Annotated in this window: 20 protein-coding genes and 1 pseudogene; 15 read left to right on the forward strand and 6 right to left on the reverse strand. The window is 48.1% G+C overall.

Going from position 1 to position 19,454, the window contains the following annotated elements:
* Window positions 1–180: 180 nt before the first annotated feature.
* Entirely contained in the window at window positions 181–1,578 is a 1,398-nt protein-coding gene (locus tag AN963_RS04855; protein ID WP_055744453.1) for a sigma-54 interaction domain-containing protein, read from the reverse strand.
* Between the two features lie 218 nt (window positions 1,579–1,796).
* On the opposite strand from AN963_RS04855, the gene AN963_RS04860 reads away from it, so the two are divergent.
* Window positions 1,797–3,008, forward strand: a complete 1,212-nt coding sequence (locus tag AN963_RS04860) for an ornithine--oxo-acid transaminase (protein WP_055743402.1) — start codon at window positions 1,797–1,799, stop codon at window positions 3,006–3,008.
* Between the two features lie 284 nt (window positions 3,009–3,292).
* Entirely contained in the window at window positions 3,293–3,430 is a 138-nt protein-coding gene (gene sda / locus AN963_RS04865; RefSeq protein WP_055743403.1) for a sporulation histidine kinase inhibitor Sda, read from the forward strand.
* Between the two features lie 98 nt (window positions 3,431–3,528).
* Here the strand turns inward: sda and AN963_RS04870 are convergent, their stop codons facing one another.
* Complete coding sequence (locus tag AN963_RS04870; protein ID WP_055743404.1) at window positions 3,529–4,035, reverse strand: molybdopterin-binding protein; 507 nt, start codon at window positions 4,033–4,035, stop codon at window positions 3,529–3,531.
* Window positions 4,036–4,244: 209 nt separating this feature from the next.
* On the opposite strand from AN963_RS04870, the pseudogene AN963_RS30095 reads away from it, so the two are divergent.
* The 5 genes and pseudogenes from AN963_RS30095 to AN963_RS04890 form a co-directional block, all read left to right on the forward strand.
* Window positions 4,245–4,394, forward strand: a pseudogene (locus AN963_RS30095) (AbgT family transporter); the annotation flags it as partial.
* A gap of 223 nt (window positions 4,395–4,617) precedes the next feature.
* Window positions 4,618–5,790, forward strand: a complete 1,173-nt coding sequence (locus AN963_RS04875) for a MalY/PatB family protein (RefSeq protein ID WP_055743405.1) — start codon at window positions 4,618–4,620, stop codon at window positions 5,788–5,790.
* Window positions 5,791–5,974: 184 nt separating this feature from the next.
* Entirely contained in the window at window positions 5,975–6,907 is a 933-nt protein-coding gene (gene glsA / locus AN963_RS04880; protein ID WP_055743406.1) for a glutaminase A, read from the forward strand.
* Between the two features lie 93 nt (window positions 6,908–7,000).
* On the forward strand, window positions 7,001–7,282 hold the full coding sequence (locus AN963_RS04885; protein ID WP_055743407.1) for a YlaN family protein: 282 nt from the start codon (window positions 7,001–7,003) through the stop codon (window positions 7,280–7,282).
* Window positions 7,283–7,677: 395 nt separating this feature from the next.
* Window positions 7,678–9,012 carry a sodium-dependent transporter gene (locus AN963_RS04890; RefSeq protein WP_055743408.1) on the forward strand — a complete coding sequence of 445 codons (1,335 nt, stop codon included), beginning with the start codon at window positions 7,678–7,680 and terminating at the stop codon, window positions 9,010–9,012.
* A 79-nt stretch (window positions 9,013–9,091) separates the two neighbouring features.
* Here AN963_RS04890 and cax read toward each other — a convergent pair whose 3' ends face one another.
* On the reverse strand, window positions 9,092–10,135 hold the full coding sequence (gene cax / locus AN963_RS04895; RefSeq protein WP_055743409.1) for a calcium/proton exchanger: 1,044 nt from the start codon (window positions 10,133–10,135) through the stop codon (window positions 9,092–9,094).
* Window positions 10,136–10,302: 167 nt separating this feature from the next.
* Between cax and AN963_RS04900 the strand changes: the two genes are divergently transcribed.
* Window positions 10,303–10,560: a hypothetical protein gene (locus tag AN963_RS04900; protein WP_055743410.1), complete on the forward strand. Its 258-nt coding sequence runs from the start codon at window positions 10,303–10,305 to the stop codon at window positions 10,558–10,560.
* Window positions 10,561–10,633: 73 nt separating this feature from the next.
* Here the strand turns inward: AN963_RS04900 and sleB are convergent, their stop codons facing one another.
* Window positions 10,634–11,413: a spore cortex-lytic enzyme gene (gene sleB, locus AN963_RS04905; protein WP_055743411.1), complete on the reverse strand. Its 780-nt coding sequence runs from the start codon at window positions 11,411–11,413 to the stop codon at window positions 10,634–10,636.
* A 146-nt stretch (window positions 11,414–11,559) separates the two neighbouring features.
* Between sleB and AN963_RS04910 the strand changes: the two genes are divergently transcribed.
* Window positions 11,560–13,188: a thiamine pyrophosphate-binding protein gene (locus tag AN963_RS04910; protein ID WP_055743412.1), complete on the forward strand. Its 1,629-nt coding sequence runs from the start codon at window positions 11,560–11,562 to the stop codon at window positions 13,186–13,188.
* A 77-nt stretch (window positions 13,189–13,265) separates the two neighbouring features.
* The gene (locus AN963_RS04915; protein ID WP_055743413.1) at window positions 13,266–13,598 is read left to right on the forward strand and encodes an Asp23/Gls24 family envelope stress response protein; all 333 of its coding nucleotides are present in this window, start codon (window positions 13,266–13,268) and stop codon (window positions 13,596–13,598) included.
* 42 nt (window positions 13,599–13,640) lie between these two features.
* On the opposite strand, the gene ftsW is transcribed toward AN963_RS04915, so the two are convergent.
* Complete coding sequence (gene ftsW / locus AN963_RS04920) at window positions 13,641–14,810, reverse strand: putative lipid II flippase FtsW (RefSeq protein WP_055743414.1); 1,170 nt, start codon at window positions 14,808–14,810, stop codon at window positions 13,641–13,643.
* An 83-nt stretch (window positions 14,811–14,893) separates the two neighbouring features.
* The gene (locus AN963_RS04925) at window positions 14,894–15,238 is read right to left on the reverse strand and encodes a YugN family protein (protein ID WP_055743415.1); all 345 of its coding nucleotides are present in this window, start codon (window positions 15,236–15,238) and stop codon (window positions 14,894–14,896) included.
* A 185-nt stretch (window positions 15,239–15,423) separates the two neighbouring features.
* Between AN963_RS04925 and AN963_RS32435 the strand changes: the two genes are divergently transcribed.
* The 5 genes from AN963_RS32435 to AN963_RS04945 all read left to right on the forward strand — a co-directional run bounded on the left by AN963_RS32435 (window position 15,424) and on the right by AN963_RS04945 (window position 19,452).
* The gene (locus AN963_RS32435; protein ID WP_353936533.1) at window positions 15,424–15,504 is read left to right on the forward strand and encodes a putative holin-like toxin; all 81 of its coding nucleotides are present in this window, start codon (window positions 15,424–15,426) and stop codon (window positions 15,502–15,504) included.
* 275 nt (window positions 15,505–15,779) lie between these two features.
* Window positions 15,780–16,220: a CBS domain-containing protein gene (locus AN963_RS04930; RefSeq protein WP_055743416.1), complete on the forward strand. Its 441-nt coding sequence runs from the start codon at window positions 15,780–15,782 to the stop codon at window positions 16,218–16,220.
* Between the two features lie 225 nt (window positions 16,221–16,445).
* Window positions 16,446–17,495: a MerR family transcriptional regulator gene (locus AN963_RS04935; RefSeq protein ID WP_055743417.1), complete on the forward strand. Its 1,050-nt coding sequence runs from the start codon at window positions 16,446–16,448 to the stop codon at window positions 17,493–17,495.
* A gap of 352 nt (window positions 17,496–17,847) precedes the next feature.
* Window positions 17,848–18,552 carry a thermonuclease family protein gene (locus tag AN963_RS04940; protein ID WP_055743418.1) on the forward strand — a complete coding sequence of 235 codons (705 nt, stop codon included), beginning with the start codon at window positions 17,848–17,850 and terminating at the stop codon, window positions 18,550–18,552.
* 168 nt (window positions 18,553–18,720) lie between these two features.
* Complete coding sequence (locus AN963_RS04945; protein WP_055743419.1) at window positions 18,721–19,452, forward strand: 4'-phosphopantetheinyl transferase family protein; 732 nt, start codon at window positions 18,721–18,723, stop codon at window positions 19,450–19,452.
* Window positions 19,453–19,454: the final 2 nt, after the last annotated feature.

Here is a 19,454-nt window from a genome sequence, read left to right on the forward strand (position 1 = left end):
TTGATGAATGCGTTTTCAGGATGGCTATATGTTCTGCAAGAATGATACCAAATAAAATAAGCAGAAAATTCATGGTTTGCGCAGCATTATGAATGATAAGTGCAAACGATCATTGCATTTTTGTGCAAAATAATTAAAAAATACGCCAAAAAATTTGGCGTATGTAAAGAATGGTGCGTATTATCCTTTTATTCCGAGCTTGCGTAGCCGATATTGGAGACTTTGTCTACTGATCTGCAGCTCTTTGGCAGCACGCGAAATGTTTCCATTGTATTTGTCCACGACATGGTGAATATACGAGGTTTCGAATTCCTGCATTGTTTCCTTTAATGGTTTCCCTTCATCCGGGAAGGGGAGGAACGGTTGAGACTGCTGCTCTACCATGATGGCAGCCGCTGGAGCACGGCGTAAAAAATGCAGAGGCAGATGTTCGTAGCCGATGATCGTGTCATCAATCATCAAGTTCATAGCCCCCTCAATGAGGTGCTGCAGCTCGCGTACATTGCCTGGCCAATCATGCTCGTTGAAAAAGTTGTGGACTTCATCGCTGACTCCGACGACCTCCATTTGAAAGAGCTGGTTGTATTTTTCAATGAAGTGGCTTACCAGTACCGGGATGTCGACCTTGCGTTCACGAAGCGGAGGAATAAACAGGGTGACTACGCCTAGTCGATAGTACAAGTCCTTTCGTAGATGCTGATTGGCGATAGCTTCGACGGGATCTTCATTAATGGCGGCGACGATCCGTACATCGATGGACCGATCCTTGGTATCTCCAATCCTGCGAATGGACTTCTCCTGCAAAGCACGTAACAATTTGGCCTGCAGAGGCATACTAAGCGAGTTGATTTCATCGAGAAAAAGCGTGCCACCCTCCGCTTGCTCAAACAATCCGGGTCGCTCGATAGCACCGGTGAATGCTCCTCGTGCTGTCCCGAACAAAAGCCCCTCAATCAAGCTGTCGGGTAGGGCAGCGCAGTTTTGAGAAATAAGTGGGCCTGATGCGCGCAGACTAGCATTGTGAATGCTTTGCACAAATAGCTCTTTGCCGGCTCCGGTTTCTCCTACGACGAGGACGGAGGAAGAGGTGCGTGCTGCGCGTTTGGCATTCTCGATCACGTCTAGAATCGGTCCACTGCGTCCGATGATCTGATCAAAGGTGTAGCGCGATCCGTTTTTCTCCAATAAATTTTCGCGAATCAACCGTTCCATTTTGGTGACGTCATCAGCGATTTCCATTGCGCCGACGATTTGACCAATTTCCACGATGGGATACGTGTTATTAATGGTGGTAATTTCTTTTTGCTTGTCATTGAAATACGTTTGTCGGGTATTGCGTATGCTTTTTCCTGTTCGCAGGCAGGTGAGCAACGTGCTTTCCTGTCCTGAAGGAAATTGAAAGACCTCAGACAAGGGTTTATGTAAAACGTCTTGCTGCGTCATGGATTCGAGTTCCGTCATTTTCTGATTGTAGACGATCGTTGTGCCATGCGAGTCAATAACATGTACACCCTCATTCATTCTGTCTAATATTTGTTCGTAGATACGTAGAAACGTGTCGAGTGAAGAATGTTGCATGGAAGACGACACAGTAGTTCACCAGCCTTTCTTCGTGAAAGTATCATATCATAGGAAAGCGCAGGTGCAAAATGTTTGTGCAGGTGCCGAAATTTACGAAACAATATGCAAAATTATTTTGCGGTCCGCTTTCATTTTTTGCATCTTTCTTGGCATTTTCCTTTGGCATCATTCTTGCTTAGTAATAGTTGCATGTGAAATTGAAGGAGGTCGTCAACATGGAACAAACAAAAAAGGTAATTGACCAGACTGAAAAATACGGTGCGCATAACTATCATCCGCTACCGATCGTAATCTCCAAGGCAGAAGGCGTATGGGTCGAAGATCCAGAAGGCAAAAAATACATGGATATGCTGAGCGCCTACTCTGCTCTGAACCAAGGACATCGTCATCCACGCATCATCAAGGCACTGAAAGATCAGGCTGACAAAGTAACCCTAACTTCTCGCGCTTTCTATAATGACCAGCTGGGTGAATTCTACGAAAAATTGTCTGCGCTGACTGGCAAAGAAATGATCTTGCCAATGAATACAGGTGCAGAGGCAGTTGAGACAGCACTCAAAGCTGTTCGCCGTTGGGCTTACGATGTGAAGAAAGTTGCAGAAAACCAAGCAGAAATCATCGTGTGTGAAGGCAACTTCCACGGTCGCACGGTAACGATTACTTCTTTTTCTTCCGCTGAAGAGTACAGACGCGGTTTTGGACCGTTCACCCCAGGCTTCAAGATCATCCCTTATGGTGACATCGAAGCGCTGAAACAGGCGATTACGCCAAATACGGCAGCGTTCATGCTCGAGCCTATTCAAGGTGAAGCGGGAATCATCATTCCACCAGATGGCTTCCTGAAACAAGCGTATGACATCTGTAAAGAAAACAACGTTCTTCTGGTGAGCGATGAAATCCAAACTGGTTTTGGGCGTACTGGAAAACTGTTTGCGAGTGATTGGGAAGGTGTAAAATCAGATATGTACATCATGGGGAAAGCTCTCGGTGGTGGCGTATTCCCGATCTCGGCAGTAGCAGCAGACAAGGAAATTCTGAGTGTATTCGAACCAGGTTCCCATGGTTCTACTTTTGGGGGCAATCCGCTCGGTTGCGCAGTCGCAGTCGCAGCGATGGATGTACTGGCAGACGAGCAATTGGTACAACGCTCCCTCGAAATGGGCGCTTACTTCGTGGAGAAGCTCAAAGAAATCAACAACCCACTGATTCAAGAAATCCGTGGTCGCGGTTTGTTCATTGGTCTCGAGTTGAAAACAGCTGCTCGTCCTTATTGCGAGCAACTGAAAGAACTGGGCTTGCTTTGCAAAGAAACCCATGAGACAACGATTCGCTTTGCACCACCGCTCATTATTTCCAAAGAAGATCTGGATTGGGCCATTGCGAAAATCAAGCAAGTACTGCATGTGACGGAAACTGCAAACGCGTAAGAAATCGCTTGAAAGAAAAAGCTATCCATGACAGGATAGCTTTTTTCAATGATAAAAGGGAAAATGTCTCGGTTCCGAGAATAATTTTTCGACAAATTTCGATCTTGTGTGGATAAACTTGGAAACTAAATCCACATGGAAACATCTTGCTTTTTGTCAGTTACGCACAAATTACTCACAACTTTTCCACAACTTTTCAACATGGGGTGTGGATATCCGAACGATTGTTCGTTAATGTTGCTTCTGATACAATGGGCTCATAAACAAGCTGGAGGTGAGCAAAGGTGAAATACTTGAGCGATCAAATGTTGATAGAAGTATATCATCGAGCTGTCGACCTTCAACTAGATTCTGCTTTTATTGAGTTGCTCCGTTCCGAATTAGACCATCGAGGTATTCGCATCGCACAGGTAAGCGCGTAAGAGCAGATGCAAGTTTGGCCACTTGGAGCATATTGTCATAAGAATGAAAAGCCATCCCCCCGACGACGGAGGATGGCTTTTTCTGTGCAAGAAAAGACTTACTTGGAGCTGATAAATTCCATCATTGTAATTCCATCGATGGGAGTTTCCTTTGCGAGGAGAGTCTCTGGTAGATAGAAATAGACGGGGCCCTTTTCGCGAATCGGCTTGCCATCTTTTGCAAATTGCAGGATCGCCCGTCTCGCCTCAGCAAGTGGCAGCTCGACAGGATCTTGGTCTTCACGGTGTAAACGGACATGAGTGACTTCTGGCAATGGCTCAGCGATCGTGATGAATGGGTCCAGACGAATGCCGTAATCCCCTTCCAGCACCTTGCGCTCCTGTGCCAGAGTCTTGCGTTCTGACGGCGGCTCTGACCCTTCACGAAGCTCCTTGTCCCATTGTGTGCCCGTACCTTGCAAGTACTTGGATTGTTTTTGCTCGACTGACTCATTCTCCTCGACGTACTCGCGGAGATCGAATTTGCGGTCGTCAAAAACCCAGACGGTTGGATCTAATGTGATGGGGAAGGATATGGCCCCTTTAAACACGATAACATCCGACATGAAGCATACCTCCGTGATCTATCAATCTCAACTCTCATTCTACTGCAAGTTCACGGAGAACGGCAAACCAATGCAATATAACGAAAATTTCAGAAAATGATCTAAAAATAATTGACACATTATTCGGAGTTTATATAATTATATTAAAATAATCGATCGCTTATATAAAGAGAGTGTACAATACTACCAATTTGTTCATTCGTTATTTCTTGGTTAAGGGAGTGGGTCTTCTGACGACCGTCCTGCGAAAAATGATGTCTCGAGTGCCCGTAGCAATCGTCAGCTATGCCGTTGTTTTCGTCGGAGTTCTCGGAAACCTCGCCTCAGATGCTGCCATGGTGATTATTCCTCCTCTGGGCCACCGCACGCGATTGTGTTCTTGGTGATCTGAATCATACAGATGGCGCTCTGGTACTTCCTTGATCTGCCGGTAGGCCCAGGTGTATATCCTCGCTAACCTAAAAAAGAGTCGCCCGATGGTGCGGCTCTTTTTTTTCTGTTCCCCACACTCATTCTTGGACAACTGCCAAAAAAGCGTATATTCTGAAAAAGAAGAACTTGACGAAAAGCGGGGTGGGTCATATGTACGATTTTGACAAACGGATTGATCGCACAGGAACCAATAGCGTGAAGTGGGAGACGACGAATCCTGATTTTAATGGAGACGGAATGCTGCCCTTGTGGGTGGCTGACATGGATTTCGCGTGTCCGCCAGCCGTGACGGAAGCACTCATCAAACGAGCGACGCATCCGATTTACGGCTATCCGATGAAGCAATCGGACTATTATCAAGCCCTGCAGGAATGGATCGCCAGGCGTTACGGTGTAAACGTCGAGGAGAGTTGGATGACCAGCGTAGCCGGGGTGGTCCCTGGCATTCACGTAGCGATTGATGCATTCACTGCACCTGCGGACAAGGTACTGATCCAGACTCCTGTGTATCATCCTTTTGCGATTGCAATCGAAAACCGAGGACGTCAGGTCGTACGGAGCAGCTTGATCGAAAACGAGGGACAGTACGAGATGGATTGGGACGACCTCGCACAAAAGCTCGCTGACGATCATGTCAAATTGATGATCTTGTGTAGTCCGCACAATCCAATCGGACGCGTCTGGACCAGACAGGAGCTGGAACGTCTGGGGAACTTGTGCGTGGAGCATGGAGTCATTGTCATTTCAGATGAAATTCACGCGGATCTCGTCTACGAAAAAGGCAGTCACATACCGCTTTATGCCTTGTCGCCTGAAGTCGCCAATCATAGCGTGACCTTCCATGCTGCTAGCAAGACGTTTAACTTAGCGGGTCTGTTTACTTCTTACATGCTCACTACGAATCAGCAGCTCTTGCGTGACTTCAACGGGATGGCATCCAAAATGGGGAATGAACATATTAACTTGTTTGGTATGGAGGCGGCAGTTGCTGCTTATCGACACGGGGAGGCATGGCTGGATGAACTGCTTGTCTACTTGCACAAAAACGCAGTGTATCTCCATGAGTATGTGACCAATCGATTACCTGAAGTATCGATGAACGTTCCCCAAGCGACGTACTTGGGGTGGATGGATTTCCGCAAGCTCGGGTTGAATCAAACCGAACTGAATCACTTGATCCGTAGGGAAGCCAAGCTTGGTCTGAACGATGGAATGGGGTTTGGCGCAGAAGGAGAGGGCTTCCAGCGAATCAACTTTGCTTGTCCGAGAGCGCTTTTGGTAGAGGCGATGGAGCGTCTGGAGCAGGCTATACACCGAAAATAGAAGGATCGGCTACGTGTTGTCGAGTTGCTTACACCAAGGGGAAATTCGTGCTTGAGTCGAGTGAGCACATTCCATAGACGTCTGCAATCCTCTGACATTTTTCCGAAGTTTGACAGAGAGATTTTTCCACTCTACAATTTGATCCATAGTGATCAAGTTGAAACTTCCAAAAAGGGGATTGCAGATGAACATCGAGCAAGCGACCAAACAATTGGAGCGACTGCGAAAGGAAGCCTCAACCTGTACAGGTACGGGGAAGGTGGCATCTTACATACCCGAATTGGCTAAAGAGGACCCTTGTCAGCTGGGTGTGAGCATCTGCATGCCGGACGGAACTATCCTGTCCGCAGGGGAAGTAAATAAGCCCTTTACTCTGCAGAGCATCTCCAAGATTTTTTCGTTGATTGTGGCCCTTTGCCAGAATGGCCACCAATACGTATTTGAACGAGTAGGCAAGGAGCCGACAGGAGATCCTTTCAACTCTATTATCAAGCTGGAGACGATCAAGCCACACAAGCCGTTAAATCCAATGATCAATGCTGGGGCAATCGCCGTAGCAGGGATGATTCAGGGGAAAAACGTGCAGGAACGGCTAGAATGCCTCTTGGATATGCTGCGCAAGATGACGGGGAATCCGAACATCCATGTGAACGAAGCGGTGTATTGCTCGGAAAAGAAAACAGCAGACCGCAATCGGGCACTTGCTTGGTTTTTGAAAGACAGCGGTGTTTTAACAGGAGACGTAGAGGAAACACTGGATTTGTATTTCCAGCACTGCTCCATCGAGGTGACAGCCACGGAAGTAGCGAGACTGGGCATGGTACTCGCAGCGGACGGGGTGGATGTATGCACGGGGGAAAGAGTGTTTCCAGCAGAAATCGCTCGTATTTGCAAGACGTTCATGGTAACCTGTGGAATGTACAACGCCTCAGGGGAATTTGCCATCGATGTCGGCATTCCCGCAAAAAGTGGAGTGGCAGGCGGGATTATGGCTACAGTTCCGCAACGAATGGGCATAGGAGTCTTCGGGCCTGCTCTGGACGAAAAAGGAAACTCGGTTGCCGGAGTCAAGCTGCTGGAGCTGCTTTCAAAAGAATGGAATCTTGGTATCTTTTAGCTTCTTACAGTTGTTGTTCCTTCTCCCCTTTTCAAATGGCGCAGAATCGCGTACTATGTATGATAAGGATGGAGGCAAACGGAGGGATAGGTTTTGACAGAAATTAAGGTTCCCGATCTGGAACAAAAAGCGCTAGCGTTGCTTCAAGCAGATGCGGACAAAATTTACAAGCTGATCGACGTACAGATGGAAAACCTGACCATGCCGCAGTGCCCACTGTATGAAGAAGTATTGGATACACAAATGTTCGGGCTCTCCCGTGAAGTAGAATATGCGGTTCGCCTGGGACTTATTGAAGAAGAGATTGGTCGGGAAATTATGGGTTCTTTGGAACGTAAGCTGGCCCATCTCCATGAACTGTATAACCAAAGGTAAAAGCGAGGAGAACAGCGATATTCCTCGCTTTTCATTTTGTCTGTAAATGGATGAAGTCAAGCTAAAAAAAGGGTTGCATATTATTTGAGTGTACATTACATTAATAGATATATTTTTCGATATTATTAAAATGCGTGGATAGAGACTAGTAAGCGGATCAACAACTTGTCAGGGAGAAGCTGCCATAGACTGAAAGCAGTTTTGAAGTGTGTACCGTGGAATTCACTCTGGAGCATTTGGGTCATTCCGTTACAAATGGCAGAGCGAGACAATCAGCTCGGAGTAGCTGATGTCTAAGTAGGGTGGTACCGCGAGAATGAATGAACTCGTCCCTTTTTGGGGCGGGTTTTTTTGTTTTTTTCAACTAGAGACACAGATGGAGGAGTGAAGGGAGTATGAAACAAACAGAGCAGTGGACGAGCAGGCTGGGCTTTATTCTGGCAGCGGCTGGTTCTGCTATTGGCCTGGGGGCGATTTGGAAGTTTCCCTATATCGTTGGAACGAGCGGTGGCGGCGCATTTTTTCTCTTGTTCCTGATTTTTACGATCGTAATCGGGCTTCCGCTATTGCTCGGGGAATTTACGATCGGGCGAAGCACACAAAAAGAGGCAGTTAGTGCATACAAAGCGATTGCTCCTGGTACTGTCTGGCATTGGATTGGACGTCTCGGTGTTGTTACGTGTTTTCTCTTGCTGTCGTTTTACAGTGTGGTAGGAGGCTGGATTCTCACCTACTTGGTGCGCGGTATCACAGGCCAGATTACCGGGCCTTCTTACGATCAGCTTTTTGGATCGGTTATCAGTAATCCTTTCGGCGCGGTTTTCGCTCAACTAGTATTCATGTTGATTACGGCTTGGGTAGTGGCGCGTGGGGTGCAGAGCGGGATTGAGTCTGCGAATAAGTATATGATGCCTGCCTTATTCATTCTTTTCCTCATTCTGATGGTTCGTTCTCTCACCTTGGACGGCGCGATGGAGGGTATCTCTTTCTTCTTGAGTCCAGACTTCTCCAAGTTGAGTGGGGAATCCATTTTATACGCGATGGGTCAATCCTTTTTCTCGCTTAGTGTCGGGGTATCCGTCATGGTGACCTACAGCTCCTATTTAGCGAAAAAGGAAAGCCTTGTACGTTCTGCGGGATCGATCGTAGGACTGAATCTGTTCGTTTCCCTGTTCGCGGGCTTGGCGATCTTCCCAGCTGTCTTTTCACTTGGAGTTGAGCCGACTGCAGGCCCTGGCTTACTCTTTATTGTCTTGCCTTCTGTTTTTGAGAAGATTGCGTTTGGCGGTCTGTTCTTATGGATTTTCCTAGCATTGTTCCTGTTTGCTACGTTGACCTCAGCGTTCTCTATGCTGGAAATCATCGTGGCTTCACTGGCAAAAGGAGACGAGAAAAAGCGCAAGCGCCTCTCCTGGCTGATCGGATTGCTTATCTTTATTTTTGGGATCCCGTCCGCATTGTCATTTGGCATCTTGAGTGAGTACACCATCTTTGGTAAATCGATTTTTGATGCCGTCGACTTTTTGGTTAGTAACATCTTGATGCCTCTCGGGGCTCTGCTCATTGCCGTGTTCGTGCCTTTAAAAATGAAACGGGAAACACTGATCCACGAATTGCAGGTGAAGTCTTCAGCCGGACGTAAGATGTTTGTCTTGTGGTTGTTTCTCCTCAAATACATGGCACCACTCGCGATCTTGTTTGTGTTTTTGAATATGCTCGGATTTGTATAGAAAGCTGTATGATCACGATCAAAAAAGGACTGCGAGGCAAAAAGCCTTGAGCAGTCCTTTTTTTGTTGCTAGCGTGGGATTACGCAAAGAAAAACGCTGTGCCCAGGATGATGTATACCGTCAGTAACAGCACGCCCTCAAACCAGTTCGTGGCGCCGTCTTTCGTAATGGAAATGGTGATGAAAGTTGCCACTCCGATTGCCGCCAGTTCATACGGAGTAAACACGATGTCCATCGGTTTGCCTAACAGGAGACTGACGAGTACGAGGGTAGGGGCGACAAACAGAGCGATTTGCAGGCTGGAGCCGATTGCGATCTCGACGGCAGCTCCGATTCTACCTTTCATAGCCAGGAGGAGTGCGGCACTGTGTTCTGCAGCGTTTCCGATAATGGCAATGACAAATGCACCAACGAACAGCTCAGACCAGCCCATAGATTGAGAGACATGCTGGACGCCGTGAACGAGCCATTCGGAGACGATGGCGACAAAGACCGTAGAGGTGGCGAGCATCAGAATGGAAATGCCTTTGGACCATACGGCTTCACTCTCATGCTCTTCGATGTCTGACAAAAAGTCACTGTGCGTGATCATCGAGAAAATCAGCCAGAGTAGATAGGCGATGATCAGGAGGACAGCGATTACGATGCTCAACGTCTCGATCTTGACTGGAGGCAATTCTCGCATGAAAACAGCGGGGATAAACAGGGCGACGATGGCAAGTGTCATGAGCGAAGCATTGTGACCGGCCAATTGTCTGTTGAACTTTTGCTCCTTGAATTTCAGTCCTCCCATAAGAACGCTGAGTCCCAGTACCAGCAGCATATTGCCGATGATCGCCCCGGTAATGGACGCTTTCACCATCTCAAACAGCCCTTCTTTTACAAGGAAAAAGGCAATGATGAGCTCAGCGGCGTTGCCGAAGGTAGCGTTGAGAAATCCACCGATTCGATCCCCCGCATAATGGGCTACATTCTCTGTCGACTTTCCCAGCCAGGCAGCCAAAAAAACAACACTGATGGCTGCAGTAATAAACTGAAACATTTCATTTTCCGTAAAGTAGTGGGCAAAGGCAGCCAGAAGAAAGGATAATCCAACCACTGTGAAAAATAGACGCAATTTCATACGGTCACCTCGGTTTATGTACTTTCAATCTGCAGGGAACAAAAACCCTACACAATTATTACCCTATTCACCCTATATTGCCATATCCCAAGTCCATGAGCCAATAGGTATAGAGTTCCTCATGTGGAAGAAACTAAACGGTGAACAATGAATGGGAGGTGGCAAACATGACAATGCCTTATTTGTGTCCGACATGTAAATCGAATCGCATGCGATTTACAGTGATTGAACAGACACCGCGCTATATGCGACTCGATCCGCAGTCAGGAGAAGTGGTTGCTGAGTTAACCGCTGACCAATTAGACCTGTTTCACAAGCCGTACAAGGGTGATGCTTACATGATCCAGTGTGGCGTTTGTGGAACGACTGAACCGGAAGAGAGATTCGTCAAAATGGCTCAGCACATGCAAAGTCAACGTTCCTAGGAGCATACGAGATGAGAAACAGGCACGGAGTCCGAGACTCGCGTGCCTGCTCTTGTTGAGCCTAGTTTTCAAATTAGCGGCAGAAAATATGACGTCCAATCTTTTTGATTTGTGGACGGCTCCAGATCCAGCCGGAAGTCGCTGTGTCCGGGTTGAAGTAGTAAATCGCACCGCCAGTCGGGTCCCAGCCTTTGAGCGCATCGTTTACTGCGCGTTTGGAGGTCTCGTTTGGAGTGAGCCAGATTTGTCCATCTGCGACTGCTGTAAAAGCACGAGGCTCAAAGATGACGCCTGCAGGTGTGTTCGGGAAGGAGGGATTCTTTGTCCGGTTCAGGATGACTGCAGCCACCGCTACTTGACCGATGTAAGGCTCCCCCCGTGATTCCCCGTATACCGCATTGGCCATCAGGCGCAGGTCATTTTCAGAGATCCCAGCGGCGTGAAACGTCTCTTTTTTGGGTGCTGCGTTTGGCGTGCTTGGCGTAGTTGGTCCGCCTTGAGACGTTTGTGGAACGCCTAGATCTGCCGCAGTTGGTTTGTAGTTTTTCGTCGCGTTGTAGAGCTTCACTTTTGATTTGGCTCCGAGAACGCCGTCTACAGGCAAGCCAAATTCGTACTGGAAGTTGCGCAGTGCCCAATAGGAGCGCCATCCGAAGACGCCGTCCACCTTTCCTGTGTAGAAGCCTAAAAATTTCAGGCGATATTGCATCTCTCGGACGTCTTTTCCTTCTGCACCAACTTTGACGATCTGCTGGCTGAATGCATCCGAACGCATCGGGTAAACCACTACCGCTGTCGTGATGAGAATTGCGAGTACCGTTACGGCCATCAGCCATTTGTAAGGCTGTTTCATGGCAAATCCTCCTTCGCAAGGGTGCTAAACACCAGATGATAGAGATTAGGTTCTCCAACTATCGAAAATGAGTCTTAGTAAAATATTGGAGGATGAGCAAACTAGCGAATACGTGAAGGAAACGCATAGAAAGGAAGTGAAGATTCATGCAGGTCGCATCGTTTCTTACCGAACAATTGACGAAATGGGGAGTAAAACGAATCTATGGTGTGACAGGAGACGCTCTATTTGCCTGGATGGAAGCCTTGGGGAAACAGGAGTCCATCCAGTACGTGGCGTGCAAACATGAGGCAGCTGCGGCTATGATGGCGAGTGCGGAAGCAAAGCTCACGGGTCGACCAGCTGTATGCACAGCCACCATGGGGCCAGGTACCGTCAATTTGTTGAACGGGCTTGCAGATGCGTGGGCAGATCAAGTCCCTGTCGTGGCCATAACGGGTCAGGTAGAGTCGCACAAGCTGGGTGGAGGGTACAAACAGTACATTCCTCAAGAAGACGTGATGAGGCCCATTTGCAAGTATACGACGACGGTCACTCATCCAGATGCGATCGGGATGGTGTTACACAAGGCGTTTACCATTGCCGCACAACAAAAAGGTGTTGCTCATATTTCCATCTGCAAGGATGTATTCAACCAAGTGACGACAGCACAGATCGTTCCGGAGTTGCCACGGGTCTCTACAGCAGTGAGGCCAGATCGGATCGAGATGGAGCATGCAGCTGAGCGATTGTTGCAGGCAAGAAAACCGTTGGTGTTGCTAGGTGTAGGAGCGCGTCAGGATGCAGAAGGATGCCGGAGGCTGGCAGAGCAATTGGGTGCAGGCGTACTCCTGACGTTGGGGGCCAAAGGAGTTATGGAGGAATCTCATCCGCTTGTCTTGGGTGGGTTAGGAGAAGGGGGAAGTGAATCTGGTTTGCATGCATTGGCAGAAACGGATTTGCTCGTGATCCTGGGAGCTAGTTGGTTTCCTCGCTCTTACATGCCTAAGCAGCTTCCCATCATTCAGGTCGATTCACATGCGGAGTCCATACACGCGCATCCACAGCTTTCTTCGGTAACGGCAAACCTTGACGATGTGCTTCCCCTCTGGAGTAGGCGTTTAGAAACTCGTCAGTTGGACTATGCTTGGGAGGAACAGGTAGAACGTTGGCACGCGAAATTTTGGGAAGAAACACAACGACTCACGGATCAAAGTCCGGATGAACCGATCAAACCGGAAACGCTCATACATGCATTAGGGAACTTCGTAAAAGAGGATGCCATCATCGCGCTGGACACAGGGGAGCATACACTCTGGTTTAATCGGGCGTTTCGAGTCAGTGCCCAGCTTCCCCTGTTTTCAGGCAAGTGGCGGACGATGGGTTTTGGATTGCCTGCTGCGATCGCAGCTAAGCTGACGTGCCCCGATAGGCAGGTCGTCTGCATCACGGGTGACGGAGGATTGCAGATGCATCTTGCAGAGCTGATGACAGCAGTGGAGCAGAATGTATCCATCCTGTTGGTTGTAGTCAACAACGCTACACTCGGCTTGGAAGAAATCAAGATGAAACATGCGGGCTACACTCCGTTTGGCGTGAAAATGCGCAATCCGGATTTTGTGCTCTGGGCAAAGGCATGTGGTGTCGACGGTCGTTCTGTACAGACAGTGGAGGACTTGCAAAGGGCTTTGAATGAGGTGCGTGACGTTAAACAATTGACACTTCTCGACGTAGCTAGCACCCCACCGACATTATCAGAGAGAAAAAAACAAATTCCCTTCCAAGCCCAAGCTTGATTTGTTTATAATGAAAGAAAAGTGAGACATTATCGGTGGGAGAGGTTACTAATCGGGCGAAGGAGGAGGGCGTCCAGATGGTGGAAAAGCTCGGTGAAATTAGGGTAGCAGATCAGGTGATTGCCGTAATTGCTGGAGTGGCGGTAGAAGAGGTACTCGAGGTATCTGTCCGTTCGGGAGGACTGTATCAGGATTTAGCCAAGAAAATCAATGGTGGGTCCAAAGGAATCAGTATCTCGATGGTGGATGATCGTGTAACGATCGACATGCGCGTCTCTGTGCGCTATGGAACGCCCATCCATCATGTTTGCCAGACCTTACAAGAGCGTGTAAAGGAAGCTGTGGAGCATTTGACAGGGCTGCTGGTAGATGCAATCAATGTTCGGGTAGAAGCGGTTGAGGTAAAATGAGAACGACCTGCGAAAGGGCAGGTCGTTTTTTTTGTTCTCCTATCAAACCGAATACGTCGTCCTCGTGACCTGCTCGTCCACTTTCTGCCTGCTAACTTCCCTGGATACATTCAACAAAATGCCGGTGGATATCAGACAGACCAGCAATGAAGAGCCGCCGTAGCTGATAAAGGGGAGAGGGACGCCCGTCAATGGGATAATCCCCGTCACACCGCCAATGTTTACGGTCGCTTGGAGGGCGATCATGCTGATGACGCCGATTCCGACGAGACTGGCGAATGTATCCTTCACCCGCAGGCAGATGTGAATGCCGCGAAGCAAAAACAGTAAATAGATGAGCAAGAAGATCGAAGCACCGATAAATCCGAGTTCTTCCGAAATGATGGAAAAAATGAAATCGGTATGGGCTTCTGGCAAGTACAAATATTTCTGGATGCTCTTTCCGAATCCTGTCCCGGAAAGTCCACCATGGGCAATCGCGATCCATGATTGAATGATGTTGTATCCCGTAAACAAAGGATCGCTCCATGGGTCCAAATACGAATGGATCCGGTTCAATGCGTGCTGCTTTACGGTGATGTACGCAACCAGAGCTAAGGTGACGACGGGCCCGCCGAGACCAATCAGGTGACGAAGCTTCGCACCTCCGCAGACTAGAACGATCAGAGCAGTGCCAAGCAGGATGGCGGCTGAACCGAGGTCAGGCTGAGCGACGATCAAGAGAAAGAACAGCCCCGTCACCAGGAGTGGAGGCATCAGACCCGATTTAAGCTTTTGAATCCCGTCCCCTTTTTTGGCAATGATGGCCGCTAGATAAAGAATCAGCCCAAGCTTGGCGAATTCGGCTGGCTGGAGGCTTGCGGAGCCAATACGGAACCACGATCGTGCCCCTTTGATCTCTTCACCGATGCCTGGGATCAACACCAGCAGTAAGGAAAAGAAACTTACTGTGGCGATCAACAAGAAATTACGTTTGTAAAAGGAGAAGGGTATGTTCATGGCAACCAGCATCCCGACAATGCCTAATACCAAAAAGCGAATTTGTCGTTTCACGAAGTACAGTTCATCGCCATTGCAATAACTACAGCCGTTTGAGGTGAAGCTGGTCAGAGCAAAGATCGAGCTTGCGCTGAGTACCATCGTGATGCCAAACCCAACGATCAGGGCGGTTAAAAACAATAACAAAAAGTCAGGAACCCCCCGAGTTTTCATCGTAGATCCCCCTTCTACGTGAAACAGAGAGGGGACACCTCTCTGTTTAGCTACACGCATCCATTTAAAAAAGCTGGTCGTTATTAGTGTGAGGACAGTTTTTCATTCAGCATTTGCAGTTTGAGCTTGGCTGATTTGATGACAGAATCAGGAATTGGGTAGTCGTAGTCCAGACCATGCGGGAACAGATGTTTACCCATATAAGGATCTTCGAATTTCAGAACAGCGTGAGAATCCTCCAGCTTTCCTTCGGTTACGTTTGCTTCCAGACGCAGATAGTAAACGTTACCTTTATCTTGGATTTTATAATCGTATGTAGCGTGTTTGTAATCCCAAGCACCACGGTCAAAACCGAGATCGCCCATGTAGTGCTCTAGATCGGCGAAGAAGACTTCTTTTGTGCCAACCCCAGTGTCCTTGATAACCATTCTTTTTCCTCCTACAAAAAGGTAAGATTTTCACTTATTAATGATAGTCTGTTTTTGGAAGAAGCGCAATGTATAAGTCAGTCTTGCGAATAGATGACCTCAATTACCATCATATGGTATAATTTTCTACACAATAGATCGTACTCAAGGGTGGTCGGCATCCCCGGTAGAAGGGGGGTGATAAGATGACAGTATTCGAGGCACTAAGTCTGATGTTGACATTTGGGACTTTAGTAGTGATGCTGTCTTCTAGTAGGAAAAAGTAGACCTCCCTTGAGCTTCGCAGCCGGGAGGTCTACAGGCGGGTACTATGAGCCGACTCCCCGAAAGGAACGACTATTGTAGCTTAGGGCCGCAAGGGTGTAGCAGCACTCTGCGGCCTTTTTTTGCTACTGTCCATAAGCACCATGTTAACATATTATCACACGGGGATGTATCTACTCTAGTCGAAAAAACGTGACGCACGTCCCAACGATGCGAATGAACGAATAGGTAACAGGACACACTACAAGCGTTCATTAGCAAAAGGAGGAGAACGATTATGGCGAAAGTAGAAAACCGCACATTGCGCGAAATCATGACAAAAGATATCGCGACTGTGACGCTCAAGGATAACGTTTACGAGGTCGCTTGCAAAATGCGTGACTGGAATGTAGGCGTCATTCCGGTCGTGAACGAAAAAAACGATGTGATCGGTGTCATTACCGACCGCGATATCGTGATTCGAGGGCTTGCTGAAAAACATGAAGGCTCGGCTGCCACTGAAGTGGTCATGACACGTGATATCGTACTCGGCCAACCTGGGATGACAGTAGATGAAGCTGCGAAAATCATGGCTCAGCATCAAATTCGCCGATTGCCAGTCGTAGAGAACGGCAAGCTGGCAGGGATTGTTGCTTTGGCTGACATGGCTATTCGTCAGGTGCACCAGGATGAAGCGAGCGATGCTCTCCAAGAAATTTCCGAGCCTGCTAGTCATTAAAAAGCTGGCTGAAACTCATAACGCATAAAGGACACAGCTGTCGGAAGCAAAAGCCGGCAGCTTATTTGCACGATAAAAATTTATAAAATTCTTATTGGCATAAATACTACCACTGCTCTGCCAAAAAGCTTGACGTAGCCAAGTGTTCTAAATATTTGCTTTACACTAACGTAACGGTAAGGTTTAAGATACGTAAAAAGGAAGGTTAACAGGGAGAGGTACCTGATGCAAATAAAGGACATGGCTCACCGGTTGCAAATTACGCCGCGAGCAATCCGTTATTATGAGGAAAAAGGATTGATCCGACCGCAAAAGGCGGATGAATCCGGCTATCGTCAATTTTCTGAAGAAGATTTATGGCGACTGCAAACAATCATCACGCTACGTGAGGTGGGGATGCCCATTGAAGACATACGGGAGCTGTTAGAGCAAATGGATCAGGGGCAAGGCAGTTTATTGCACTATCTGGAGCTGCAGCGTTCCTTTATGTACGACCGCTGGGTAGAGCTAAGCAAGGTGATCGAGACGACCGAAGCAATGATTGAGCGTGTCAGAACCGACCAGGTCATCGCCCCTGCCTCTTTGTATGAATTGGCAGAAGCCAACAAGCGATTACGCCAAACTCGAGGCGATTGGGTAGATCGGTGGAATTTCAATCAGATTGCCGATGTGTACGACGAGCTCGTGACGCGAGAGCAGGATGGCTACAACAAGCACGAGAGGTACGACGAAGTGCTGGACACTGTAGTGGCTGCAGCAAAACCGAAGCCGGGAGAAACAGGCCTTGACGCAGGGACGGGAACGGGCAATCTGGCAGGTCGATTGGTTCGATTTGGTGCGAAAATGAGTGGGTTCGACCAGTCGCTGGAAATGCTCAGACAGTGCAGGCGCAAACATCCGGAGGTTGACACAAAGCTAGGTACATTTTTCGCCTTTCCTTTTCTGGAGAACCGATTTGATTTTGTTGCGTCCAGCTATGCCTTCCATCATTTGACGGATGACCAAAAGCTGCTTGCGCTAGCAGAGTGTCGTCGTGTCCTCAAGCCACGAGGTCGATTTATCATTGCCGATCTGATGTTTGTCGATCAAGAACATCGCCGCACTCACCTAAAAGAACTGGAGAGCGCAGGCGAATATCGTACGATCGAAAAGATGGAAAATGAATGCTTTGCAGACCGTTCCCGCATGCTGGCAGAGCTGGCTGATCTGGGGTTTCAGACAGATGTACGGCAAATCACGACATACGTTCACCTGATTACGGCTCGATTAAAATAGAACATCCTCTACATTTTTGGGCTCTTCCAACTACTGACACGCGTCTAGCCTTTTGCATAGGCTGTAGCGAGAAGGGAAAGGGGGACTCCGAAATGGGTCTGTTCGACGGTTTTTTTGATCGAGATAACGATGAGTTTTTATGGATTATTATTGTCGTGGTTGTGCTCTTCTTTTTCTTTAACAGTGACCGCGATTAATCCGAACGTATAGACAAAAACGACCTCAGAGCTAGGTCGTTTTTTCCGTGCCAAAAAGTCTTTGTACAAGTCACTCCGTCCAGAAAATATTGACCTGTGCTTAATCTTCCTCTACGCTAAAAGCCGATGCATCGTAGAAGAAGGGAAGGAATGGAATGAAACGAATGACGATTTACCTGGCACTGTTCGTGGCGTTGCTCGGTGCCTGTTCATCACCAGGCCAGCCACAGGCCAACGGCGAGATGGAAGCGACAGTCCAGCGTGTAGTTGACGGGGATACAGTAGAATTGTCAACGGGAGAAAAAGTGAGGCTCATTGGGGTCGATACTCCGGAGACAGTCAAGCCGAATCACCCTGTAGAACCATATGGAAAAGAAGCAAGCGATTTTTCAAAACAACTGCTGACGGGTCAAAAGGTAACGCTGAAATTCGATGTGGAGCCTTATGATAAATACAAGCGCTTATTAGCCTATATGTATTTACAAGATGGTACGTTCGTCAATGAAAAGCTGGTTCGGGACGGATATGCTCGCATCATGACCATACCACCGAATGTGGCGTACGCTGATTTGTTTTTAGAGGCCGAGAGAGAGGCGCGTGAAAACAACAGAGGGCTGTGGGGCAAATCCACACAGAATCCATCTATGCCTTCTCCGTCAGCGGAAAAACCAAAGCAAAAAGCGCCAGGATCTGACCAAGCTCCACCAGAAGGCAAGCCTATTAAAGGGAATATCAACGCCAAGGGCGATAAAATATACCATGTACCTGGTTCTGCGAGCTATGAACAGACAAATGCGGAGATGTGGTTTGCTACCGAGGAAGAAGCGAAAGCGGCTGGCTTCCGTGCTCCGAAACGATAAACGATAAAAGAACGTACATCATTATAAACGTCATTTCTGTTTCGATGGATATCGGAGACGAAATGGCGATTTTTGTTCTCTCTGGAGTGGAGGGTTGTTCTTTACAACGAACACAAAGGTGCTACAATATGGATAATAGGCATCAATTTCGGAAAGGGGATGTGGTGCGTGCAAGTACCGCGTACTTCTGACGAGACACGATGGATAGATTGCCATCGACCAGGCGAGGTGGCGAGTAGAGAACCATTTCGCTCCGGAAGGGAAGTCCATGTATGGGTGGCGACCGTTCATTCACTTCTTCCCAGCACTCTCGAACTCTCCTACGAAGAAAACAGAAAGGCAATGAGCTTTGTGTCTCCCCGTGATCAACACCGTTACCGATTCTCTCACGTTCTCCTCCGATTTCTTTTGTCAGCTTACGCGCAATGCGATCCTGCAGCAGTTCAGCTCGGAAAAAATAACTTTGGAAAGCCTTTTTTGATTCCAGCAGATTCAGGACGAGCAATCCGTTTTAACCTATCACATTCGAGAGATGCCGTATGCTATGTCCTGGCATCTGATCAAGAAGTGGGTATTGACATCGAATACGTCGATTCCGCATTTGATTGGCCAAGTGTTTCGAATGCGTACTTCACTGATCGAGAAAGACACCAGCTCGAAACGATGCAAGAAGAGGAGCGAGTCACCACCTTTTTTACCATGTGGACCCGCAAAGAAGCGAGGTTAAAAGCTGTAGGCACTGGGCTTGGCGGCCTCGATGAAAAGGGACGCTGGAAGAATGCGCCCGCTTTTGAGAACTTACTTGTGCATGATTTTCGCTATCGGAATCAGTACGTGGGGACCGTATCTCTTGACGCTACTTTGCCTGCGATCCGATTTTTTCGATACGCAAACGATTGAAA

Source organism: Brevibacillus choshinensis (assembly GCF_001420695.1).
GTDB lineage: Bacteria > Bacillota > Bacilli > Brevibacillales > Brevibacillaceae > Brevibacillus > Brevibacillus choshinensis.